This is a genomic window from Burkholderia mycopellens (assembly GCF_964265025.1).
Classification (GTDB): Bacteria; Pseudomonadota; Gammaproteobacteria; order Burkholderiales; family Burkholderiaceae; genus Burkholderia.
In genome coordinates, this window is record NZ_OZ183804.1 from 761,777 (window position 1) to 786,535 (window position 24,759).

Annotated in this window: 16 protein-coding genes; 10 read left to right on the top strand and 6 right to left on the bottom strand. The window is 64.2% G+C overall.

The window, feature by feature from the left end; genetic code table 11:
• Nucleotides 1-46: 46 nt before the first annotated feature.
• Together cydB and ACPTTC_RS37415 are read right to left on the bottom strand one after the other, a co-directional pair.
• Nucleotides 47-1,054, bottom strand: coding sequence for a cytochrome d ubiquinol oxidase subunit II (cydB, locus tag ACPTTC_RS37410; RefSeq protein ID WP_175952083.1), 1,008 nt, complete (start codon nt 1,052-1,054; stop codon nt 47-49).
• Between the two features lie 3 nt (nt 1,055-1,057).
• A complete protein-coding gene (locus tag ACPTTC_RS37415; RefSeq protein WP_226200548.1) occupies nt 1,058-2,458 on the bottom strand; it encodes a cytochrome ubiquinol oxidase subunit I in 1,401 nt (466 codons plus the stop codon).
• A 425-nt stretch (nt 2,459-2,883) separates the two neighbouring features.
• Here ACPTTC_RS37415 and fdhD point away from each other — a divergent pair, with 425 nt between their 5' ends.
• From fdhD to moaD, 5 genes are all read left to right on the top strand, one after another.
• Nucleotides 2,884-3,750: a formate dehydrogenase accessory sulfurtransferase FdhD gene (gene fdhD, locus ACPTTC_RS37420; RefSeq protein WP_423396301.1), complete on the top strand. Its 867-nt coding sequence runs from the start codon at nt 2,884-2,886 to the stop codon at nt 3,748-3,750.
• Nucleotides 3,750-4,964, top strand: a complete 1,215-nt coding sequence (gene glp / locus ACPTTC_RS37425; protein ID WP_423396302.1) for a gephyrin-like molybdotransferase Glp — start codon at nt 3,750-3,752, stop codon at nt 4,962-4,964. The genes fdhD and glp overlap by 1 nt, the downstream gene beginning before the upstream one ends.
• A 208-nt stretch (nt 4,965-5,172) precedes the next feature.
• On the top strand, nt 5,173-6,297 hold the full coding sequence (moaA, locus tag ACPTTC_RS37430; protein WP_423396575.1) for a GTP 3',8-cyclase MoaA: 1,125 nt from the start codon (nt 5,173-5,175) through the stop codon (nt 6,295-6,297).
• 46 nt (nt 6,298-6,343) lie between these two features.
• Nucleotides 6,344-6,913: a molybdenum cofactor biosynthesis protein MoaE gene (locus ACPTTC_RS37435; protein ID WP_423396303.1), complete on the top strand. Its 570-nt coding sequence runs from the start codon at nt 6,344-6,346 to the stop codon at nt 6,911-6,913.
• Between the two features lie 52 nt (nt 6,914-6,965).
• Nucleotides 6,966-7,223, top strand: a complete 258-nt coding sequence (gene moaD / locus ACPTTC_RS37440) for a molybdopterin converting factor subunit 1 (protein WP_011349653.1) — start codon at nt 6,966-6,968, stop codon at nt 7,221-7,223.
• A gap of 223 nt (nt 7,224-7,446) precedes the next feature.
• On the opposite strand, the gene ACPTTC_RS37445 is transcribed toward moaD, so the two are convergent.
• Nucleotides 7,447-8,871, bottom strand: a complete 1,425-nt coding sequence (locus ACPTTC_RS37445; RefSeq protein ID WP_423396304.1) for a PLP-dependent aminotransferase family protein — start codon at nt 8,869-8,871, stop codon at nt 7,447-7,449.
• A gap of 552 nt (nt 8,872-9,423) precedes the next feature.
• On the opposite strand from ACPTTC_RS37445, the gene ACPTTC_RS37450 reads away from it, so the two are divergent.
• The 5 genes from ACPTTC_RS37450 (at nt 9,424) to ACPTTC_RS37470 (ending at nt 21,893) form a co-directional block, all read left to right on the top strand.
• Nucleotides 9,424-11,601: a DUF4132 domain-containing protein gene (locus ACPTTC_RS37450; RefSeq protein WP_423396305.1), complete on the top strand. Its 2,178-nt coding sequence runs from the start codon at nt 9,424-9,426 to the stop codon at nt 11,599-11,601.
• 148 nt (nt 11,602-11,749) lie between these two features.
• Nucleotides 11,750-13,573, top strand: coding sequence for an AAA family ATPase (locus ACPTTC_RS37455; protein WP_423396306.1), 1,824 nt, complete (start codon nt 11,750-11,752; stop codon nt 13,571-13,573).
• A gap of 3 nt (nt 13,574-13,576) precedes the next feature.
• On the top strand, nt 13,577-14,218 hold the full coding sequence (locus ACPTTC_RS37460; RefSeq protein ID WP_423396307.1) for a 4Fe-4S single cluster domain-containing protein: 642 nt from the start codon (nt 13,577-13,579) through the stop codon (nt 14,216-14,218).
• 17 nt (nt 14,219-14,235) lie between these two features.
• Nucleotides 14,236-20,550 (top strand): AAA domain-containing protein, encoded by a 6,315-nt coding sequence (locus tag ACPTTC_RS37465; RefSeq protein WP_423396576.1) that lies wholly within the window; start codon nt 14,236-14,238, stop codon nt 20,548-20,550.
• Nucleotides 20,547-21,893 carry a hypothetical protein gene (locus ACPTTC_RS37470; RefSeq protein WP_423396308.1) on the top strand — a complete coding sequence of 449 codons (1,347 nt, stop codon included), beginning with the start codon at nt 20,547-20,549 and terminating at the stop codon, nt 21,891-21,893. The genes ACPTTC_RS37465 and ACPTTC_RS37470 overlap by 4 nt, the downstream gene beginning before the upstream one ends.
• A gap of 69 nt (nt 21,894-21,962) precedes the next feature.
• Here the strand turns inward: ACPTTC_RS37470 and ACPTTC_RS37475 are convergent, their stop codons facing one another.
• The 3 genes from ACPTTC_RS37475 to ACPTTC_RS37485 form a co-directional block, all read right to left on the bottom strand.
• On the bottom strand, nt 21,963-22,697 hold the full coding sequence (locus ACPTTC_RS37475; RefSeq protein WP_423396309.1) for a lysozyme inhibitor LprI family protein: 735 nt from the start codon (nt 22,695-22,697) through the stop codon (nt 21,963-21,965).
• A gap of 422 nt (nt 22,698-23,119) precedes the next feature.
• Nucleotides 23,120-24,031, bottom strand: a complete 912-nt coding sequence (locus ACPTTC_RS37480; protein WP_423396310.1) for a hypothetical protein — start codon at nt 24,029-24,031, stop codon at nt 23,120-23,122.
• Nucleotides 24,032-24,120: 89 nt separating this feature from the next.
• Entirely contained in the window at nt 24,121-24,444 is a 324-nt protein-coding gene (locus ACPTTC_RS37485) for a TfoX/Sxy family protein (protein WP_423396311.1), read from the bottom strand.
• Nucleotides 24,445-24,759 lie beyond the last annotated feature (315 nt).

The window sequence follows — 24,759 nt, forward strand, 5'->3', positions numbered from 1 at the left end:
GCCCCCGCTGCGCCCGTCACATCGGGCGGCGTTCAGCGATAGCCGCTCAGTGATAGCCGATATCGCCCTCGCGCACCTTGCCGCGGAACACGCGGTACTGCATCGCGTTGTACACGAGGATGATCGGCAGCACGATCACGGTGCCGACGAGCGCGAACAGCTGGCTCGAATGGCTCGACGACGCATCCCAGATCGACAGCGACGGCGGCACGATGTTCGGCCAGATGCTGATCACGAGCCCCGTGTAGCCGAGGAACACGAGCGCGAGCGTCAACAGGAACGGCGTGGCCTCGTGCTCGCGTTTCACCGTGTGGAAGATGCCCCACACGCACGCGAGCACAAGGACCGGCACCGGCAGGAACCAGCCGAGGTCGCCGCTGCCGAACCAGCGATGCGCGACGGCCGGCAGCCCGATCACGGTCCACAGGCTGACCACGCCCATCACGGCGAGCAGCACGCCCGCGAGCGGTTTCATCAGGAGCCGCATCTTGCGCTGCAGTTCGCCGTCGACCTTCAGGATCAGCCAGCCGCAGCCGAGCGTCGCATACGTGACGAGCACGCCGATCCCGCACAGCAGGCTGAACGGCGACAGCCAGTCGAACGGCCCCCCCGCGAACTGGTGGTTCTCGATCTTGATGCCTTGCAGCAGCGAACCGAGCACGATCCCCTGGCAGAACGCGGCGAGCGCCGAGCCGCCGATGAACGCGAGATCCCACATGTGTTGCGTGCGCGTGGCCTTCGCGCGCAGCTCGAACGCCGCGCCCCGGAAGATCAGCCCGACCAGCATCAGCACCAGCGGCAGGTAGTTCGCCGGCAGCAGCGTCGAATACACGACCGGGAATGCGCCGTAGAGCCCCGCGCCGCCGAGCACCAGGAACGTCTCGTTGCCGTCCCACACCGGCGCGACGGTGTCGAGCATCACCTGGCGCTCGGCCTTCGCGTCGAAGAACGGAAACAGCAGGCCGATACCGAGATCGAAGCCGTCCAGCATCACGTAGATGAATACGCCGAGGCCGATGATCGCGGCCCACACGACAGGAAGATCGATTTGCATGGCTTACTCCGCTTCGGTGACGTTCAGCGGCGTGGACAGCGCGCTCTTGCGCAGCCCCGGATGCCGGTGCAGCTCGATATACCCGGCCTGGGCGGCCGGCCCGCGCTTCATCAGTTTCATCATGTAATAGATACCCGTTCCGAACACCAGGAAATACACGACCACGAAGATCAGCAGCGACACGCCAACCTGCTGCGCGCTGAGCGGCGCCACCGAATCGACGGTGCGCAGCACGCCGTACACGGTCCATGGCTGCCGCCCGACCTCGGTGGTGATCCAGCCGGCCAGCAGCGCGAGGATGCCCGACGGCCCCATCGCCACCACGAACCACTGGAACCAGCGCGTTTCATACAGGCGCCCGCCCTTTCTCAGCAGCAGCCCGAGCAGCGCGGTGAGCAGCATCAGCATCCCGAGGCCCGCCATGATCCGGAACGTCCAGAACACGATCGGCGAATACGGGCGGTCCTGCGGCGGGAATTCCTTCAGGCCGCGAATCTCGCCGTCCCAGCTGTGCGTGAGGATCAGGCTGCCGAGGTGCGGCACCTGGATCGCATAGCGCGTGGTTTCGGCCTGCATGTCGGGCAACCCGACGAGGTTCAACGCGGTGCCGCCCTTCTCGGTTTCCCACAGCCCTTCGATCGCCGCGATCTTCGCCGGCTGGTATTCGCGCGTGTTCAGCCCGTGCGCATCGCCGACGACGATCTGGATCGGCGCGAGCACCAGCAGCATCCACAGCGCCATCGAGAAGCTGCGCTTCACCGGCTCGTCGCGACGCCCCTTGAGCAGGTGCCACGCGCCGCACGCGGCGACGATAAAGCCGGCGACGATGAACGCCGCGATCGTCATGTGCACGAGCCGGTACGGGAACGACGGGTTGAAGACGACCTTGAACCAGTCGACCGGCACGACGAGGCCGTTCTCGATCTTGTAGCCCTGCGGCGTCTGCATGAAGCTGTTCGACGCGAGGATCCAGAACGTCGAGATCAGCGTGCCGACCGCGACCATCAGCGTCGCGAAGAAGTGGGCGCGCGGGCTGACGCGTTGCCAGCCGAACAGCATCACGCCGAGGAAGCCGGCTTCGAGGAAGAACGCCGTCAACACTTCATAGGTGAGCAGCGGGCCCGTGATGTTGCCCGCGACGCGCGAGAAGCCGGCCCAGTTGGTGCCGAACTCGTACGCCATCACGACGCCGGAGACCACGCCCATCCCGAAGCCGATCGCGAAGATCTTCGACCAGAACTGGAACATGGATTTGTAGGCGGCATCGCCGGTGACGAGGTAGCGCCATTCCAGCACTGCCAGGAAGCTCGCCATACCGATGCTGATCGCGGGAAACACGATGTGGAACGACACCGTGAACGCGAATTGCAAGCGGGCGAGATGGAACGCATCGAAGATTTCCATGACCGTAATTTGCTCGTGGTTGTGAGGACGTACGCTCGAAGCAGGAAATCGCGCGACGGCTTGGCGACAACACATGCGAACACCAACGGTCACTCGCATGGCATCGAAGCGTGAATGACGATATCGCGTTTGCAACGATACTCGCAATCGTTCGAGCGTGCGTCGAAACTGTGCTGCTTGCACTGCCGAAGATGTGTGTACGGAAAACACATTTCGTGCCTGCGGGACGGTCAGCTGTACTGCTTTCCGCGTGGCGGCGCTGTATATCCGGCGTGCCCGTCATCCCCGCTAACATCCGCTGCAACGCCTGCCCACGGCCACGCCGAGCCCCTCGGCCACGCCCGCCCGGCAGCATCGAATCCCCTGGTCCGGCGCACGCGCCCGACCCGGCCGGGCCGCCGGCCGATCCGCCTGGAGAAAACCGCATGGAGTCCTGCATCCGCCGCGACGATCCGACCGGCAGCACCGCGTGTCATGTGACACGTCACCGTGCCGGCGACGCACGCGACACCGTCGACCGTGTCGTCGACGAAACGCCGGTTGCATTGGTGTTCAACGGGATTGCGCACACGGTCATGATGGCGACCCCGATCGACCTCGACGTGTTCGGCCTCGGCTTCGCGCTGAGCGAAGGCATCGTCGAGCGCGCGTCGGACGTTTTCGACATCGAAAGCGAATGCCGGGCCGGCAGCGCCGAAGTGCGGCTTACCGTATCGCAGCAGGCGTTCATGGCGATGAAGGCGCACCGGCGCGCACTGGCCGGCCGCACCGGCTGCGGCGTATGCGGGATCGAAAGCATCGCGCAGCTCGACCTGCACCCGCCGCGCATCGCCGCCGCCGGCATGGCCGCCGGGATCGGCGCGGCATCGATCGCGCGCGCCGCGCGCACGTTGCCGGCCCATCAGACGCTGATGCGCGAGACGGGCGGCATCCATGCGGCCGCCTGGTGCGACCGCGACGGCGACGTGCTCGACGTGTTCGAGGACGTCGGCCGCCACAACGCGCTCGACAAGCTGATCGGCCGGCTCGCGCGGCGTCGTGCGAACATTCACGACGGCTTCGTGTTCCTGTCGAGCCGCGCAAGCTACGAACTGGTGCGCAAGGCCGCCCGGGTCGGCATCCCGATGGTCGCGACGATCTCGGCGCCGACATCGCTCGCCATTGACGTCGCCCGCGAAGCCGGCGTGCGGCTGCTCGGCTTCTGCCGCAACGACGGCTTCGTCGAATACGTGTCGCCCGACATCGCTCCCCTCTCTCATCCCGACCAACCGGCGCATCCGGCGCTTTCCTGATGAAACCCCTGACCGATTTCGATACCGCGCAGCAGCATTTCGCGAGCGCGTTCGCGCCGCTCGCGGCCACCACGTCCATCCCGGTCGCGCAAGCCGCCGGCCACGTGCTGGCCGCGCCGCTCACCGCCGTGCTCGACCAGCCGCCGGCCGACCAGAGCGCGATGGACGGCTACGCCGTGCGTCACGCGGATCTCGCGCAAGGCGAACCGCTGCACGTCGCGCAGCGCTGCTATGCGGGCGACACGCCGGCGCCGCTGGCCCCTCGCACGGCCGCGCGGATCTTCACCGGCAGCGTGATACCGCCGGGCGCGGACACCGTCGTGATGCAGGAGCACGCACGCGAGCAGGACGGTTGGGTCGCATTCGACGCGCCGCAGCGCAGCGGCTCGCACATCCGCCGCCGGGGCGAGGAAGTGCGCGCCGGCGACCTGCTCGTGCCGGCCGGCGTGCGCCTGGGCGCGATGCATGTCGGCGTCGCCGCCGCGCAGGGATTCGCGCGCGTCGACGTGCGCCCCGCGGTGCGTGTCGGCATCCTGACGACCGGCGACGAGCTCGTCGCGTGCGGGCAGCCGCGGGCGCCGCAACAGATTTACAACAGTAACGCGCCGATGCTCGCCGCGCTGGTCTCGGGAACCGGCGCCGATGTCGCGATGAGCCTGCATGCGGCCGACACCGCGGCGGCCGTCGATCGCGCGCTGCGCGATCTGCACGCGGGGTGCGACCTGGTGATCTGCGTCGGTGGCGCATCGGTCGGCGACAAGGATCTGCTGCGCCCCTCGCTGGACGCGCTCGGCGCATCGTTCATCGTCGCCGGCGTGCGCATGAAGCCGGGCAAGCCGGTTGCACTCGCACGGCTCGACACGCGGCCGGTGGTGCTGCTGCCCGGCAATCCGGGCGCCGCGATGACGGCGTTCGCGCTGTTCGTCGCGCCGCTGATCCGCCGCCTGCAGGGGCGCGACATACGCGTACCGGTCGTGCCGTCGCTGCCGATCGACGCCGACTTCGAAGCGGATGCGCAGCGCGAACGCTTCGTGCGCGTGCACTGCACCGTCGGCCTCGACGGCACGCCCGCCCTCGATACGCTGCGCCAGCAAGGCTCCGGCACGCTGCAGTCGCTCGTGCAGGCGAGCGGGCTGGCCCGGTTGCCGGCCGGGCAGCGCATCGCGTGCGGCGACGCGGTACCGTATTACGATTTCGCGCACTGGCTCGCATGAGCGCGACACCGGACATTCGCCCGATCCGCGCCGTTCGCCGCGCGGGCCACGCAGGCCGCCCGGCGAACTGTATTCCTGCAATTCGGGCGCGATTGTGTCCCTGCCGGAAAAACCCGGCGGACTATCCTCACGAAGAGGCTCGTCACGCGCCGTGCGCCTGCCCATCCGCACACGCACGGCCGACCGGCGACGCCCCACCGCTTACTTCCTGCAGGCCGACGAACCGATCGTGAATGCCATCGTTTCCGCCGCACCGGCCGCTGCCGCACTTTCCGGCGGCGCATCGCCCGGCGCTTTCCCCCGCACGTCCGACACGCTCGGCCGCCCGCTGCGCGACCTGCGCCTGTCCGTGATCGATCAATGCAATTTCCGCTGCGGCTACTGCATGCCGCGCGAAAGCTTCGGCGCCGACTACGCATTCATGCCGTCGTCCGAGCGGCTGTCGTTCGCGCAACTGGAAAAGATCGCCCGCGCGTTCACGTCGCTCGGCGTCGAAAAGATCCGCATCACGGGCGGCGAGCCGCTGCTGCGCCGCAACCTCGAAGCGCTGATCGAACGCCTCGCCGTGCTGACGACCGTCGATGGCAAGCCCGTCGAAATCGCGCTGACGACCAACGGCTCGCTGCTGGCCGCGAAGGCGCGCACGCTGCGCGACGCGGGCCTGTCGCGCGTGACGGTCAGCCTCGATGCGCTCGACGATGCGGTGTTCCGCCGGATGAGCGACGCCGACGTGCCCGTGTCGCGCGTGCTGGCCGGCATCGAGGCCGCGCAGGCCGCCGGGCTCGCGCCGGTCAAGGTCAACGCGGTGATCGAGCGCGGCGCGAACGACGACCAGATCCTGCCGCTCGTGCGGCACTTCCGGCAGTCGGGCGTGGCCGTGCGTTTCATCGAATACATGGATGTCGGCGGCGCGAGCTTCTGGTCCGGCGACAAGGTCGTGCCGGCCGCTCGCATGCGCGAGTTGATCGACGAACACTACCCGCTCGTGCTCGTCGGCGAACCGGGGCACGACGCGACCGCGATCCGTTGCGCGCACATCGACGGTGCGGGCGAAGTCGGCTTCATCGCCAGTGTGTCGCATCCGTTCTGCGGCACCTGCTCGCGCGCCCGCGTGTCGGCCGACGGACAGCTCTACACGTGCCTGTTCGCGACGCAAGGCGCCGACCTGCGGCCGTGGCTCGACGACACGGCGTCGATCGCCGACCTCGCCGCCGCCGTGCGCGAGCGCTGGACGCACCGCGACGACCGCTACTCCGAGCGCCGGGCCGCACGACCGGCCCGTGCGCCGGGCAAGACCTATCCGACCGTGCGCATGTCGCTGGTCGGCGGCTGAGGGGCCGCCGCGCGACACCGGACGCCCCGCTTACAGGAGAACCGTCATGACGACCTTCACCGAATCCCGCGCCGGGCTGCCGGACGATCCGTTGCACGCCGGCAGCCCCGCTCCCGACGGCACGACCGACCCGCACCCCGAGCCGCCACCGTCGATTGCCGCCGGCTTTGAAGTGCGCGTGCAGCACGCGTCGATCGATGCCGGTGCCGAGCTCGCGCCGATCGTTCGCAATCCGAATGTCGGCGCGGTCGTGAATTTCCTCGGCGTCGTGCGCAACGAAGGCGACGTCGACGACGTGATCGCGCTCGAGGTCGAGCACTATCCGACGATGACCGAACAGGCGCTGTGGAGCATCGTCGAGGAAGCCAGCGCACGCTGGCGGCTCGAAGCGATCAAGATCGTGCATCGGGTCGGGCGCATTCCGCTCGGCCAGGCGGTCGTGCTGGTCGTGGTGGCCGCCGCGCATCGAGGGTCCGCGTTCGACGCGTGCGAATTCCTGATGGACTTCCTGAAGACCCACGCACCGTTCTGGAAGAAGGAGATCCGCCACGACGGCGTATCCGGCTGGGTCGAGGCGAAAGCGCACGACGACCAGGCGATGCGGCGCTGGGGCTGAGCGGGCGCGCCGCGCCCTTTCCGATTCCGCCGATTCCATTCAAGACATCGCGATGAAACTGACGATCAAATACTTTGCAAGCATTCGCGAACAACTCGATCTCGACGAGGAAATCGTCGAGATCGATGCGCGCGAGCTCACCGTCGACGCGCTGCGCGACACGCTGGCCGCACGCGACGCGCGCAGCGCGGAAGCGCTGCGGACGGACCGGCCCGTGCGCGCGGCCGTCAATCTCGAGATGGTGACGGGGGGATTCGTCGTGCGGGAGGATAGCGAGGTGGCGTTTTTTCCGCCGGTGACGGGCGGCTGACATCACGATGTGCCGGAGTGAACCTGGCATGACATCGATCGCCCGTTGCGATTCGCGCGCGTCGACGTCGCTTATCGGCCGCGCGCGGCCGGCATCGCGGCCCGGCTCGACAGATTCGAGCGGCGCGATGAGCGGGTAACGCGACGGCGGCCCCTACCGTCAAGAAAAAAGCCGGCCCAAGGCCGGCTTCGTCGTCGAAACGCAAGATGCCGCGCTCGCCTGCTCACCGCATGCACGCCGAGGCTAGCTTGCCGACCGTGATCACCGCCTGCTCGATCTCCGGCGACCACGGGCTGCTGTAGTTCAGCCGGATGAAATTCCGGTAGCTGTCCGTGATCGAGAACATGTAGCCGGGCCCGATCGTGATCCCCTGCTCCAGCGCGAGCTGGTACAGCCGCATCGCATCGACCTGCGCGGGCAGTTCGACCCACAGCACGTACCCGCCGGCCGGGCTCGAGATGCGCGTGCCTTCCGGGAAGAACCGCGACACCATCGCGCGCATCAGGTTCGCCTGCTGCGCATACGCCTTGCGAATCCGCCTCAGGTGATGCTCGTAGCCGTCGCGTTCGAGAAACTCCGCGATCGCGAGCTGCGGCAACGACGGCGTCGCGAGCGTGTTCAGGAATTTCAGCTTCTCGACCTGGTCGCGATAGCGGCCCGGCAGCGCCCAGCCGATCCGGTACGCAGCCGTCAGGCTCTTCGAGAACGACGAACAATGCAGCACGATCCCGCTGCGGTCGTAGGACTTCAGCGAGCTCGGATGCGCGTCGCCGAAATACAGTTCGTTGTACACGCCATTTTCGATCAGCGGCATCCCGGCCTTCGCGGCGAACTCGACCAGCTCGCGCTTGCGCTCGTCCGGCATCTGGAAGCCGAGCGGGTTCTGGAAGTTCGGCATCACCATGCACGCGGCGATCGGCTGCGACTTCGCAATCGCCGCCAGCGCCGCGATGTCGATCCCGTATTCCGGATGCGTCGCCACCTCGATCGCCTTCATCCCCATCCGCTCGATCGCGTGCAGCATCGCGTAGAACGTCGGCGATTCCACCGCGATCGTATCGCCCGGCTTCGCGACGGCCTGCAGGCACAGGTTGATCGCCTCCGTCGCGCCGACCGTCACGATGATCTCGTTCGGGTCCACCGACATCCCGTTTTCCAGGTAGCGACGCGCGATCTGCCGGATCAGCCGCGGATGCCCCGGCGGCAACCCGTCCGTCACGCCCCACAGCGACTTGTCGCGGCCGGCCGCATACGCGTAGCGGTTCAGCTTCTCGAACGGGAACAGGCTCGGGTCCGGATACGGCGAGCCGAGCGGCACCGCGTCGTCGGCGCCGATCGAGCGCAGCGTCGACAGCACCAGCCGGCTCACGTCGACCGACGACGAGATCGCGATCGGCTTCGACGGCCGCAGCTCGCGCACCGGCGCATGGCCGTCGTCGCGCCGCAGGTTCACGAAATAGCCCGACTGCGGCCGGCTTTCGAGCAACCCGCGGCTTTCCAGCAGCAGATACGCGTGCAGCACGGTCGTGATGCTGATCCGGTGCTGCTGGCTCGCCTGCCGCACCGACGGAATCCGGTCGCCGTGCCGGTACACGCCCTGGCGGATCAGGCGCTCGATGTCGTCCGCGAGTTTTTCATAGAGCTTCATCGCGCGCCTCCCGCCGGCCTGCGCCGCCGTGCCGCCCTGCCGCGCGCGTCCGGCACGCACGTGTTCTGCCCGCCGACCGGGCCGTCGTGATTCCTGATCTTTCCCTCCGGTTTTGCCTTTTCCATCGCACTGGCTCGCTCTTGAAGATGCGCCAACAGGGTTCCGGTACAACGGGATCTGCGGCACTGTGCACTTGATGATGGAATCTTAAGAGCAGAACAGTTGGCGGCGAGTACACACATCGACCACGCGGACAAGAGTACAGTTCGGCGCGAATCGCGTATCGCGAGAAAACTGTACGTCTTATGAAATGGCCGGACGGACGGAAGCCTTGCGCGGCATGGCCGGATCGTCCTGGAACGCCCGCCGCACGGCCTGTCGCCCGGCTGCATCAATTGGGGTGCAATACTGTGCGTCCGCACGGTTTTCACTACCGGAGTCAGACCATGCAGTACACGATCGAACAGGCATCCGCCGTCGGCGGCATGATCCGCACCGCCTGGAACGTACATAAACGGCGCCAGAACGACACGTCCGCCATGGAGACCGCGGATGACTGATCGCGCCCTCGTCGACCAGCTCGTCGCGCGGCTGACCGGCCGCGCCGACCACCCTCACTTCACCGGCACGCCGATCGACCTGTCGACGCTCGACGCGCACGGGCTCGGCGCAGTCTGGCCCGCATTGCGTCGGGTCGAGCACGAGATCCTGGTGCGCGACCAGGCGTTCGACGATCCGCGCGCCACATTCGCGCGCTGGCTGCACGATCAAATCGATGCGCTCGGACTCGTGCCGCTCGTCGACGCCGATGCCGCGCTCGAACTGTTCCGCGACATCCCGGCCGGCGAGTGGAAACGCGCGCTGGAGGAGCTACCGTGCCTCGACACCATGCCGTCGCCGGCGCTGCAAGCCGAACTCGCGCGCATTGCGGGCGAACCGGAGGAAGGCGACGTGCGCTCGGGATCCAGCACGTATGGCGTGTATGCGCTCGACCGGTTCGCCGGCCGCCGCGACTTCTCGGCGCGACGCGACGTGTATGCCCAAGCGCTGGCGGATTCGCCATTTCGCGTGCGCGAACTCGACGTGCTGCCCGAACTCGGGCCGACCGCGCTGCTCGCGCTGGCCGCGACGAACGACGGCTACTTCGCGCCGAGGCGGCTGTGGCTCGACTTCAGCGATCCCGCTGTCACGCTCGCGGAAGACGCCGCGTATGTCGCGTTCGCGCGCGACGCATTGACCGAGGCCGCGCGGCAGGTCGCGGCGCTCCATGCGGGTACCGTGCCCTACGAGGCCGATCGCGCGTTCACGACCGACGACGCGCAGGTCGTCGCGCGCGCCGCGCGCGTGGCCGCCTATCGCGACGAAGCGTGGCTGCGCCCGCTGATCGGGCCGTTGCTGACCGGCGTGTGCGTCGCGCCGACGGCCGCGAAGACCGCGCCGTCGCAGTCGCTTGCGATCGCGCTCGGCCACGCGATCGAGACGATCCCGACACCCGAGAGCGTGCGTGCGCTACGCGATGCGCTCGCCATCGTGCGTCATGCCGGCGTGCAGAAGAAACTCGCGCGCAACCTGAAGCCGGCCGAACGCGCGCTCGGCGAGCGGCCGCACACCGCGCTGCGCATGACGCTCGACGCGAAGCCCGACAAGAAGCAGCTTGCGATGCTCGCCACGTGCATGGAACCCGGCTTCTGGCAGTCGATGACGCTCGGCCATGCCGAATGGCGCGAGCGCCTCGTCGATGCGCCGGCCGGCGCGGCGTTCGCCACACGCATGATCTGGCACGCGCGCGGCCCCGATGGGTCGACGCATTCGTTCATGCCGGACATCGCTAAAGGCAAGGTCGTGCTGCGCGACGTGGCCGGACACGCGATCGACCTCGCCGACGATAGCGAGATCAGGCTATGGCACCCGTTGCTGGCCGACGCGGACGAGCGACTCGCGTGGCAACGCGCGATCGTCGGCCGCACGCTGCGGCAACCGGTCAGGCAGGCCTTCCGCGAATACTACGTGCCTGCCGACGGCGACGCGCGGGCCAGCGAGTCCGCGATGTTCGAAGGCCACGTGCTGTCGAGCCGGCCGCTGATTGGCGTCGCACGCCGCGAAGGCTGGGCGATCCGCGCGTACGACGACGGGCTCGTCCGCGAATTCGGCGACGTGCGCGCGACCTTCTTCGTCGATGCGCGGCTCTATCCGGGCTCGGAAAGCCACGGCACGTCGCGCCGGCTGCACTTCGAACGGCGGCACGACCGGCGCTGGGTGCCGCTGCCGATCGGCGAGATCGATCGTGTGGTGTTCTCGGAAGTGGCGCGTGCCGTCGACCTGCTCGTGAGCGTCGCCGCATTCGCGCTCGACGACGACGCGACGCGCGCGGCCGCCGCCGCACTCACGGTCGACCCGGTGCGCCAGCGCGAACGCGAAGCGGAACGCTGGCAGCGCCTGAACCGGTTGTCGGAGATGCCGCTGGGTACGATGGCGCGGCATCGCCGGCACGTGCTATCGCTGGTGTTCGCCGAGCCGTTGGCGCAAGGGAAGATGACGATCGACGAACGCCATGTGCGCGTCGGCGCGTGGTCGGTGCATTGCGCGACCGGGCGCGTGATGCGCGACGGCGAACCTGTCGAACCCGCGATCGAGCCGCCGCCGTCGCCGCTGCGCGCGGTGCCGTGGCTGCCTTACGACGAAGCGCTGCTGCAGCGGATCGTCGATGTGGTAGCGGGGTTGCTCGACTGAATCCGTTAATGAGCATAGCCGCCGATATCCATTTCTCAACGCGCAACAATATATCGACTCGCTTCCACTAGCCTTATTCGTTCTGCATATACCGATTGGGCGGCTATGATAACGTTTTGCTTTCACTTTCTTTGCTCGCCATCACGACATGCCTGCCTACACCAAGCCAAGATGGTTACGGGATCTGCTGCGTTTCCTCCCGTTGAAAAGCCAATTCGTGCTCTCGGGAAACGTACGCGATTTGCAGGCATGCGAGGTTGCCCCCGAAGTGGTGACGGCACAGTCGCTGGTGAGTACGCTCGGAGACAATCTCCGGGAGTCAGGCTATGCGCAGTTGGTCGCTTGGAGCCCGATTTCAGGCTTCACGGTACCCGACAGCCGGGTGCCCCCGACGGAGCCTGCCGATGCAACCCTGCGACGTCTTGGCTTGACACCGGTCGATGGCGTGGCGCCGGGCGGCATCGACGCGCTCACCGCATGCCTTGAACGCCTGGCCACGCTGCCCGGCCCGCCGATTGCCCTCGTCGTCGATTTTGCTTCTCGACTGGCGATTCGCGCCGAAACCCTGAACCCGACGGAACACACCCTGTTCACGCGCGCACTGGTGCTGGCGCATATGGCTGCACCACGCCCTTGGGGAGAACTGCGACGTCCATTTTTCAATACCGTGATCTGGATCGTCGACAAGGAAGGCGATCTGCCAGACTGGTTGCTGATCGACAACCCTCGGATACGGCATATTCCCGTGTCAAAACCCGACAGTGCCGCACGTCGGGCGTTGGCCGGCGCATTGCTGCGCGGCGTGCCGGGTGCCCAGACCACTACACCGGACAGTCTTGCCGACGCAGAATCCGCATTCGTTGACGGGTCCGAGGGATTACTGCTGGCCGACATGAATGCGATCGCCACGCTCGCCCGCGTCGAACAGGTTCCCCTCGATAAAATTGCCGACGCCGTGCGACGTTATAAAGTGGGAGTCACCGAGGATCCGTGGCAGCAAATCGATCGAGACAAGATCCGTCACGCCGACGCCTTCATCCGCCGGCGAGTCAAAGGGCAAGCGCATGCAGTCACGCACATGCTCGACCTCGTCAAACGTGCGATGACGGGTGTGGGCTCTCAGCGGAAAGGAAACCGGCCGCGTGGTGTCGCGTTCCTCGCCGGCCCAACCGGCGTCGGGAAAACCGAACTCGCCAAGACGATCACGAGCCTGCTGTTCGGCGACGAAAGTGCCTACATCCGCTTCGACATGTCCGAGTTCAGTGCGGAGCACGCCGATCAGCGGCTCATCGGCGCTCCACCCGGCTACGTCGGCTACGACGTCGGCGGAGAATTGACGAATGCGATTCGCGAACGCCCGTTCAGCGTGGTGCTCTTCGACGAAATTGAAAAGGCGCATCCGCGCATTCTCGACAAGTTTCTACAAATTCTCGATGACGGCGTGCTGACGTCGGGACGCGGTGATCGCGTGTACTTTTCCGAAGCGTTAATCGTTTTCACGTCGAACCTCGGAATTTATCGCCAGGACGAATCGGGTCAGCGTGTGGCAAATATCCAGCCAGGAAACGACTTTGCGGAAATCCAGAAGAAAGTACTCGGGGAAATCAATCAGCATTTCAAGCTGGTCCTAAACCGGCCGGAAATCCTTAACCGCATCGGCGAGAACATCATCGTCTTCGACTTCATTCGCGAGGACGTCGCGACGGACATTTTCGAGCAGATGGTCCATGCCGTCCTCGACGACGTCGCCTCCCAAGGCATCGTCGTTGATCTGGACTCCAGTTCCAAGATAGCGCTCCAGGCGAAATGCCTCGGCGATCTATCCAACGGCGGCCGCGGCATCCGAAACCAGATCGAAGCGCACCTGCTTAATCCGCTGGCACGCGGCCTGTTCGATCAGGATGCGAACGCCGGTGATCGGTTTGTCATCTCGGGCATCGACTGCGGCTCGTTCGACTTGCAAAAGCGCTAGGCCATGGATATTCGCGTTTCGCGCTTGCACTTTCCCGTGACGACACTCGGGCCTGGGCAGCGGATCGGCATCTGGTTTCAAGGTTGCACGATCCGATGCCCCGGGTGCATTTCGATGGATACATGGGCAAACGCCGGAGGTGAAACCGACGTAGGCGCCGTCTTGTCGCAGGTCCAAACCTGGTTGCCTGAATCCACCGGCATCACGATCTCGGGTGGAGAGCCGTTCGATCAGCCCGACGCGCTGATCGCGCTGTTGCGTGGCCTGCGGCAGCTATCAGCCGGCGACGTACTGGTCTATAGCGGCCACACGATCGAATCGGTGGCTGATACGCTCGCCCGAGCCGACGGCTTGATCGATGCGCTGATCTCGGATCCGTTCGACATCGACGCCCCGCAGACGCACCCTTTGCGCGGCAGCGACAATCAACGGCTGCATTGCCTCACCGCACTCGGCCACGCTCGTTTTGCACACTACGAACACGCGCCACGAAACGGTAAGGCGCTCGACGTCATGTTCGACGAGGATGGCAGCGTCTGGTTCGCGGGGATACCAGACCGTGACGATTTTCAACGATTGAGAGACCTATTGAACGATCAGGGCCATCACGTCCGGATCAGTGCGAATAAGGCACGAAATAGATAAGACAGGAAATGTCAGCCATGATGCGTTTTTGCCCAAATTGCCGAACCGAGCGGTCGGTCGACGAGTGGTTCTGTGCCGGCACGGTCGGCGATGCCGTTTGCAACTGGGACTTATCAGGCGTGCCGATACGGGCAAACGGCTGGCGCCCCCAGGATGTGATCACTGTCGAGAATGTCAGCCAGCAAGCGGCTTCAGACGCACTCGAATCCGCCGTGTCGACATCATTGTCGTGCACGAACGGCCATCCGATGAACGACGGCGATCTCATGTGCCTCGAATGCGGCGCAGATCCGGCCGTGCCCGCTGGCGCGCAGACTCTCGACATCGACGTCGAGATTTCGGCAGATCGCTCGACCGAGGAATCGCAGCCTGCACCCGCCGAAGAAACGCAGATCGACGGCTGGAGACTATTGCGTCAGATTTCCAGCACGGACGGCGTGCGCGAACGCTACGTGGCCCAGCAGGACGAGACCGGCAGGCAGGCGATCCTAACGCTTTATCGACCGGGCGCAGAACCAGACCCAGCGGTCTACGACGTGGTTCGCCGCCTACCGCGCGAGCATGTGCCGGACATCATCGCCACCGGACGCTGGGATCAACGTGCTTACGAAGTCGCCGAGGAGATGAGCGGTGGAACGCTGGCTGACCTCGGCATGGCCGTACGCGATATCGCGACGATCCGTCATGTCGTCGATGAACTTGGCCGAGCCCTGCAGGCGTTTTCGGAAGCGGGACTCCGACATCGAGACCTCCGGCCCGGAACACTGCTTGTGCGCAGCCGCGAACCGCTGGACCTCGTCATTAGCGGCTTTGGCTCGGCACGGCTTTCCGAATTCGATCTCGATATCGTCTCACCTCTCGAAACGACGCGCTATATGGCACCGGAAGCCATTGCCGGCGGTGTTGCGGCGGCGTCCGACTGGTGGAGCCTCGGCATGATCCTGCTCGAGCAACTGACCGACGGCCGCTGCTTCGAGGGCATCAACCCGCGCGCGTTTCTGATTCATGTGCTGGCCAACGGTGTCACTCTGCCGGACGATCTGGATCCGTCACTCCACCTCTTGCTGCGGGGCTTGCTGGCACGCGACCGACATCAACGCTGGCAATGGCCGCAAGTCAAAGCCTGGCTGGATGGCAAACCGGAAGATGCTCCGTCGGCGGCGACTGTCGATTCCGACGGTGACGAAGGCGCCAGCATCGCGCTGGGCGCTCGGCAATATCGCAAACCAACGGTCTTCGCGCTCGCCGCTGCGGAGCGAGAGAATTGGGAGGTGGCACGCGATCACCTTCATCGTGGCGTTGTGCTGACATGGGCAGAACAGGCCGGCGCCGACGCAAAAGCGCTAGCCGGCCTGCGTCAGGTTGCTCAACTCGACGGTGTTGATGACGATTGCCGTCTGATGATCGCGCTCAAGCTGTTGAATCCCGACATGCCGCTTATCCTGCGCGGCGAGATCGTCACGCCTGGTTGGCTGCTGCAAAACCCGCTCGAAGGTTACGACCTGGTGACCGGGCCGGTTCCGGCATTCCTGGAACGACTGGACACGGAAAGCTGGCTGTCCAGACTGCGCTCTCGCGCGAATGAAGTGCGACACCGCGCCGCTCATCTTGGCGTCGAACTTGACGAGGACATGGTGCGCATCGCACTGCTTTCCACCTCGCGTGCCCAATTGGCAGCGCAATGGGAAGAGCGACGCCTGTTGTTGCCGGATTCGGACCATCACGGCCTGCTGTCACTGTCGGAGCGCCGCGTCCTCAGCGAGGAAGACCTGATCGTTCTGTTGAGCGCGACAATTTCGCAGTTTCGTTCGGTCGACGAGATCCTCAACCAGGCGGCAGCCATTGCGGAGCGAGAGCAGATTCTAATGTTTGACCGTCAGGCTGCCCGGACCGCTCTAGCGTTGCCGCGCGTCGAACTGTTCCACGCCGTTGATGAGCGAATCGCCGGGTTCGCGCGGACCGGAAACCAGACAATCGACGAATGGGCGGAGCAGTTCAGATTAGAACGTCGTCTACCCCTGCACGACGTAGTCGTCCTCCTGTCCGTGCCTGCCGAGCAGTGGCTGGAACCGCAGAAGCAGCAATACGTATCGCAGATACTCGACTTCTTCGAGAAAAAGGTTGCCACTGCCGTATTGCGTGGTCCGCTGGTACGGATGACCATCGGCAAAACCACGGGTCGTATCGATCTTCACGAACTGAACGGCGAGCGATTCGCCAGCACCGCGCTGCTCGACCACCTGCTCCAGCGTAACGTACAGATGGTCTCGGTGGATCCGGCCGTGTTTGGTACAGGCGGAACGCTCGAAGGCCGGTTGAACACGCTGTACCGGCAGACCTCGCTCTACAAGCGCGATACCGGCATCGACGGCCTCTATCTCGGCTTCCCGTTCCTGCTTTACAAGGATCATCGCAGTACGACGCGCCCTCGCATCGCTCCCATCCTGTTGTGGCCAGTCAAACTGCTGATGGAACTCGGCACGCGAGGCCAGGTCGCGATGGCTTTTGATGGCGAACGCGAGGAGGTTCGCCTGAATCCGGCGCTCGAGGGCTTGCTGGGACGCGAGGCAGTCAAGGCGTGGCGCGTCGCAGCCGACGAGGTGCTCGGACGTTCCGCGTTGAAAGCGGCCGACGTGGTCGATGCTTTCGGCCTGCTGGCCGACGTGGAAAGTCGGAAACTCGGCGCGCTACCGTTGCCGACCCTCGACATGCCCCTCGGCACTACACGCATCGCCTGCTCCGGCGTGCTCTTTCACGTCGACTTCGCCGGTCAGGCCATCGGCGAGGATCTGCGTCAGCTCAAGCAATTGTCGCCTTCCGGTACCGCGCTCGAATCGATGTTGCGGCTCAAGGACAAATCCGCCTACGATGCATCCGAAGCAGTCACAACCGAACTCAACCGATTCCTGACGGTAGCAAGCGATCCATCGCAAGAAGCGGCGATCCTGCAGGCGCGTCAGGGCCCCGGACTGCTGGTTGAAGGACCGCCCGGTACCGGCAAGAGCCAGACAATCGTCAACATGGTGGCCGACGCCATCGGGCAAGGTCGAAGCCTGCTGATCGTCTGCCAGAAGCACGCCGCATTGGAAGTCGTTCGCAAGCGCCTCGTCGCGGAAGGCCTGGGCGATCGCATCGTCATGCTCAACGACGTCAACAAGGACCGCGAGCCAACAATCCGAGCAGTTCGCGAGCAACTGGACGCGATCTTTCGCGGCGCCGTGTTCGATCACGGATTGATTCGCCAGCGTGAACGCATGGCTGCGAGAATCGAGACCCTCGAGGGCGAACTTGATCGCCAGCATGCAGCACTGCATCGCGTCGACGAATCAACCGGTCTCAGCTATCGGGCACTGCTCGGCGAGTTGATCCAGCTCGAAGCCGGCACTCCGCCTGTCAGCGTGCCGCAGTTGCGTACAAGGCTTGCCACGCTCGATATTTCGGCACTGACTACGCTCGAAGAACACTGCGCACCGCTCGCCCGTTACTGGTTGCCGTCGAAGTTCGAGGGCAGCCCACTGGTGCAATTGCAGTCCTTCGCGACGGATGTCGCCACGCTCGAAACATTCAACGCGCTTTTCGCGGATTTTTGCGAGGCGGAGCGCCTGCGAATCGAGACGCTCGCAGCGCATCCCGCGCGATTCGATGTCGACGACCCCGCCCCGTATCGTGCGTGGCTCGATGCCAACGCTGGCCGCCTTGTCGCGCTGGACGATACGCAACGCAAGCGGCTTGCACAATGGTTGCCATTGTTTCGACCGGCAGATCATGCCGATGCTGAAGGCCATCGGCATTACACAGCACTCGGCGGCCTGCATCGCGATTTGCTGGCCGTCGACACCAGCGGCTTCGACACCGCCCTGTCGGATACCGTTGCACGCTTGCCGAATCCTGAGCTCAGCAAGCTCGAGACTCAGGCGACGTTGGCGACTCGCGCACCGTCTCTGTTGAGTCGCCTCAACCCGGCCACTTATCTGCGGCGTAGCCGTCTGATGAAGTTCGTCACCGGCTGCGGTGCTCCCGCGACAGACGAGACGCTTCGCAAACTGCTGGCCGCTACCCGACTCGAAAAGGCCTGGAGGCCGCTACGCGACACATTGAACACGATCAGCCGGGCATTGCATCTCGAGACGGTTGAACCTACCTGCGGGCCGGGACTCGCCGACGCATGCCTGACCCGCCTGCGGCAGCTCGAGGAAATCCGCGAACTCGCGCAGCATCTTGCGATCGCGCCACGCGGCGACGAGTTCGACTCGGCCGTAATGACTGGAGATCGAGCACCCGTCAAACAGTTGCTCGACGGCTTCGAGACCGCGTTTGTACGGCACAACGCACGTCAGCACAGTCTTCGGGCGCTGAGGCCGCTCGACGAGTGGCTCTCGACAGAACTTGTCTCCGCCTGTCGGCAGGCGATTGCCGACAACATCAGTTATCAGGCACCATTGAACCGAATCAGCGATGCATTGCCAACATTAGCGGCGTACCAGCAATTCCGGACCCGAGCGCGGCATGTCTCACCCGAGGCACTCGACGTATTTGCCATCATGCGCGACCACGAAGACGCTCTGATGCGTCTGCCACCCGAACACCTCGACGACGCAGTGCGGCGCATGATCAACCGCGAAGCGCGACTCGGATGGAAACGGCGCATGGAGCAGGACAATCCCGAGTTGCTGCTCGACCAAAGTGAAACGGCCGCAAAAATCGATGCGCTCGCGGCTGCAGATGGGGAGATGCGTCGCCTGAACCGCGAGATGCTTCGCAACGGTGTCGACCGCGGTAGGCTGGGTTCGGCACGTGATTGGGAAGACGTGACGCGTTTGACCGGTCGGCGCTCTCGGCGTCTGCGTGAATTCATCGAACTCGGTACGGGGCTGGGCCTGATGGCGCTGCGGCCGGTCTGGCTGATGAACCCCGACGTCGCCAGCCGCGTACTGCCGCTGAAATCGGGGCTGTTCGATTCCGTCGTCTACGACGAGGCATCGCAGATGCCGGTGGAATACGCAATCCCCACGCTGTTCCGCGGCAACTTGTCGATTGTCAGTGGCGACGAAAAGCAAATGCCGCCGACGGCGTTCTTTTCGAGCCGAGCAGATAGCGACGAAGCGGAAATCTTCGACGGCGAGCAACCCGACGAAGCGGCGACGGAAGACGAACGTGAGCGCTTCGAGGACACATGGAACCGACGCGAAATCAAGGACTGTCCCGACCTGCTGCAACTGGCACGGAGCGCGCTACCCGTGTCGACGCTGCAGATTCACTATCGTTCGTCGTATCGAGAGTTGATCGGCTATTCAAACGCAGCGTTCTATGAGAACAACCTCAGCGTGCCTGTTCGCCATCCGGATGCCACGGTGCGTGAGGTTAAGCCCCTCGAACTCATCCAGGTCAACGGTCTTTACGAGCAGCAGACCAACAGCGACGAAGCGGATCGCGTGGTCGCCTATCTGGCGCAACTGTGGCAACAACCCTACGCGCACCGCCCTTCCGTCGGCGTAGTCACGTTCAACCGCAAACAAGCAGACCTCATTCTGGAACGCATGGAGCAGCGCGCGGAAGAAGACGAGGCATTCCGCGACGCCTATCGTGAAGAGCTCGACAGAACCGATCGTGGCGAGGACATGGCCGTATTCGTCAAGAACGTCGAGAATGTCCAAGGGGACGAGCGCGACATCATTGTTTTTTCGACGACCTTTGGGCGAAACGGCCAAGGAACCTTCCGACGCATGTTTGGCGTACTTGGGCAGAGCGGCGGCGAGCGACGTCTCAATGTGGCAGTGACGCGCGCCCGCCATAAAGTCGTGCTCATCACGTCGATGCCGATCCGCGAGATCTCCGATATGCTCACAACGCAGCGCAAGCCAGCGATTCCGCGCGACTATCTTCAGGGTTATATGGAATACGCACGTGCGATGTCGAACGGTGAACTGCCTGCCGGCCGTGCATTGCTTGGCCGCATGAGTAGCGAACGAGCGCATGCAAAGTTGCGGCAAACGGGTATCGTCGACGGATTCGCGGAAGATGTGCTTGCGTATCTGAAGAACCTCGGTCTATCACCGGTGCCCGCACAGGAAGGCGATGCTTTCGGACTTGATTTTGCGATCGCAAATCCAGAAACCGGCCTTTATGCGATCGGCATCGAGTGCGATGCACCACGTCACCCCCTGCTCGAACATGCGCGTGCCCGGGAAATCTGGCGGCCGTCCGTGCTGGGACGGGCGATTCCGACTCTGCATCGCGTGTCGTCGCAGGCCTGGTACCACGATCCGGAAACGGAAAAGGCACGCCTGAAAACAGCCATAGCGCTGGCCCTGAACCAGGAGGAGGTGGCATGAGCGGCCCGAAAGTTGTTCGGATCGTGACGCGCGAGGAAAGCATCGCAATCTGCGAGGGACATCTGCAGCGCCTTGACCAGGCAATCGCCACATGGATTGCCGAAGGCGAACATATCGGTAAGCTGTCTGGCGAGGAGATCGCCGCGACCCGGGCTCGCCGTGACGCGCTGGGAGCATTGATCGCCGCCGACGCGTTTATGGACTTGCAAAAGAAAGTGCCTGACGAGATTGCGTTCCTGAAGGCGGATCTCGCTCGGCGCCAACAGGCGGCAATAGAGCAGGCCGAGCAGGCAGCGAAACGCCGGCGGCAAGGACGGCACAGCGCGGCGACATTGCTCGACGCACTCGAAGCGAAAGGCGTCGAGATTCCGGCTGAACTCCATAAGCAGCTCGATCGCTTGCGCTCGGGCAACATACTCGAGAATGCCGATGCCCTGCTAGCGCAAGGATTCGCTCTTCTGACGCCTGCGGTGGAACGAACGCTCAACGATGCGCAACGGGCTCTAGCGAATCGCCTCATGCCGGCGGAAACGTCGGCAGCCTTCCAAACGTGGACGGCGACGCAAACGGCTGCGCCTCGTGATCCGTCGATCGACCGTCTCGATCGACAAATCGGCGAAGCACGGGTATTCCTGGAACCACAAGCGGTCGCCGGATTCTCGTCGCGCCTGGATGCCCTCGAAGACGAGTCAAGCGACGCGCGAAGAAGCCTGTTGCTCGACAGCCTGATCCTCGACCTGTCGAGCGCCATCGAGGCGGCTCGCGCACGTCGCACGGCTATCTCGGCACTGGAAGAATTAACGGCGGAGATTCGGGCTTACAACACGGCAGACGCTGCAATTTTTGTCGAACGTGCTCGACAATGCGATATTGGCACCTCGCCTGACGTCGTCGCCGAGCTGACCCGATCCGGGCAGGAACTTGTAGTTCGGGCGCGACAGCAACTAGCAGCGGAGGCTCGGCGCAATGCAATCCTGAGCGGCTTGGCGCGACTCGGCTACGAAGTACATGAGGGTATGACAACGGCATGGGCGAAGGACGGCCGGATCGTTGTCAAGAAACCTTCCCTACCGGATTATGGTGTTGAAATCGGCGGTCAGGCTCAAGCGGGTCGCCTGCAGGTTCGGGCCGTATCCCTCGTCGCGAATCGCGACGTTGCCCGCGATAAAGATGTCGAAACGCTCTGGTGTGGCGAGTTTGGCCGGTTGCAGGCGTTGCTGGCGCAACACGGCGATGACTTGCTGATCGAACGGGCAATGGGTGTTGGCGAGGTACCGCTCAAGGTTGTTTCCGAGATGGACCATGCGTCCAGCCCCGGAGCAGCCATGCGCACGCTGAGGTAAATCGTGCGTCAGAAAGTCTTCCGGGCGCGGCGTGTGCCGCGCGCCGGGAGCTTCGGTGCCGACGTGATTCTATTTCACATCTTCGGGAAGCAAAGGCTTCGAACCCAGCGAACCCATGAACTGGCCGATTCTCTCGCCGTATGCGCGACGCAAACAATCGAGGTCTTTTCCACATTGATGCCGCGTATCGACCCAGTCTGACTCGGATTGCCGAAGATACTCCGGATCCGAGACGGTTTGCAGTGCGGCCGCATACAGTTGTGCCAACCTCCGGTCCATTGCGGCCAAACCCGGGTCATGACAGATAGCCGATTCGTCATCGTGCGATGCCCGTGAACAGTCGAAACTGGTCGCGAAATTTTGCGTTTGCACGGCACGGCCAGCCGGCGCGTCCGACGCACTGCGGTTCTGTTCAGATTTTTCGAATGATGGACGCTCAGAACTCGGCATGCTGGATGCCGATCGAGCCGACGCATGCACCTCCTGCTGCAAATTCTCGTTTGTCGCTTCCGTTGAATCTACAGAAGAAAGACCCTCCACTGCTTGGCCCTTGTGAGGCACTTCGGTTCGGGTAGCTTGTATGTCCGAATCCGACATGCTGTTAACCACCAACCCGAATAAAAACAGACCGACGCCACATAACAAGACCTTTCCTGACCGAACAAAATTTCTAGAATCCGGCTCATTGTTCTTATAGCCAGTCTTGAACCTCCGATCGACCTTGCGCGTGTCAATAAAGCCGCCAATACCGATCAATGATGCAACCAAACCTATACCAACCAGGCTGTTACCTATCATTGCCATGTACTTTCCCCGATGCGAAGTTTTTTGTATTTTTGAACGTGACCACCAGCATCTGCATCAAAAGTGATTCGAGCAGATCCGTGTAGCCATTCTAAATCGTTGCAGACCCAATGCTGTCGTTACCCCTTAGCCCCCTATCGTTCGATCAAAATAGGATTTTATTCCATAGCCTCTAGAAAGATAGTTAATACAGTCCTCCGTCGAATTCAACGATTCTGATAAATCACCCGGCCGAACAGATAGCGGGCAAGCCATTTGGTAAATTCCGCATCGCGGTTGCGAATAATCGGCCCCGACAGGCTCTTGGAAAACGGTGTCGAATTGTGTCCGCAACTCACACCTTCACCTCACGCCAGCCACATGGCGATGTTCACGTTCACGAAGCAGTCCGCTCGCTGCACCGCATCAAGCATGCGTGCCGCCTACCGCGCCGCCTGCTGCCGCTGCACCTCCTGCGCTTTCATCTGCATATACGCGCCGCGCTCGACCTCGTGCAGTTGCTGCGGATACTGCTCGGTCGCGTCGAACCAGCGCGCGAGGCGCTGGTCGAGCGGCTTGTCGAGCGTCGCGAGATAGGTATCGATCGCGAGGTAGTAGCGCATCGTGTTGCGCTCCAGCAGCCCGCGCACGCCGCCGATGTACTGCGGCTGCGCGGCCGATCCGCCACCGATGTTCGTAAAGCCGACCTTGTCGCTGCCGACGGTCGCCAGGTAGGTCTTCATCGCCATGCGGCCCACGGTGCCGAAGCCATAGGAATACGTCAGGTGCAGGAACGTGCGCGACGCGCCGACCGGCACGGCTTCCAGCGCGATCCGGTAATCCTTCGTGCCCATCGGGCCGCTGTCGGCGGTCAGGTCGACCTGGAAATAGTCGGGCGACGCGGCCGCCACGCGATAGCGGAACTGCACGCGATAGGTGTCCGACAGCTTCTGCTGGATCTTGCGGCCGAGGTTCACGTCGAGCACCGGGCCGTTGCCGCCGGTCGACGCATGGCAATACTTCGTGTTCAGGTGCAGGATCAGCACCGCACACCAGTTCGCGGGGCCCTGCGCGGGATCGTCGAGCTGGCCGCTCACGACCGCGTACGGATAGTCGACCACCGCGTAGATGTCGCCCTTCAGCGACGACGACGCTTCCGCCGATTCGAGGACCAGCGGCCGGTGAAACGCATTGTCCTTCAGTTGCGCGCCGAGGCTGCGGTAACGCTCGAGCAGCGTCGCCGCATCGTCCGCGCTGAACGACTGCGCGCTCCAGCCGACGCATAAGGCCGCGACGAGCGCGTGCCAGGCGCGGCGAGCAAGCCGCGTGCCGCGCGGATCTCCGGATGTCTTCATTCTTGTGCTCCCGCCTGGCGCGCGAGGGTCGCGCACATGTTTCACAGAATACGCCTGGCCGCAGCGCAACAATGCACGCGAATGGGCCGTTATCGGCTCCGCTTCACCGGCACCGGCAACTGCGCGGCGGTGATCCGGATCAGTGCCGACAGCCATTCGCGATCGTCCCAGCGCTCGCCGGCGATGACGAGGTGCGGCTTCGCGCCCGGATACGGCGAACCCTCTTCGCACGTACCGAGCAATGCGCGGCCTTCGGCCGTCGGCTTGATGAACAGCCGATCGTCGCAGACGAGCGCGACCATCTTGCCGTCGCAATAGATGCCGTACTCGCCGAACATCTTGCGCGCCGATACCGTGCCGGCCGCCGCCATCTGCTCGACGATGAAATCGACCGTACTTTGGCTCGATGCCATCCGCCGCTCCTTTCAAAAAGTTTATGACTGTCGTGTGCGACGGACCGTTCCGCACGATGGGTGAATCCCGCTGCGGTGCGGCATTCATTCGTCGGCGGAACGCGGATTCACGCGCGGGCGGCAAGGCTTGCCGGCCCATGGCGCCCTGCGCTCTGCGCCGTGACAGTTGCATGACGGTGCAACATCCAGTCCGCGCTGAAAACTGCGCCGCTTGTTTTCCGTCCGGCCGAAACCGCACGCATTCGCCAGCGCCGCACCACGGCCGCTCCACGTTCGAGCGTGGCGCGGAAACGCGCGCGGCAGAACACGCACCGA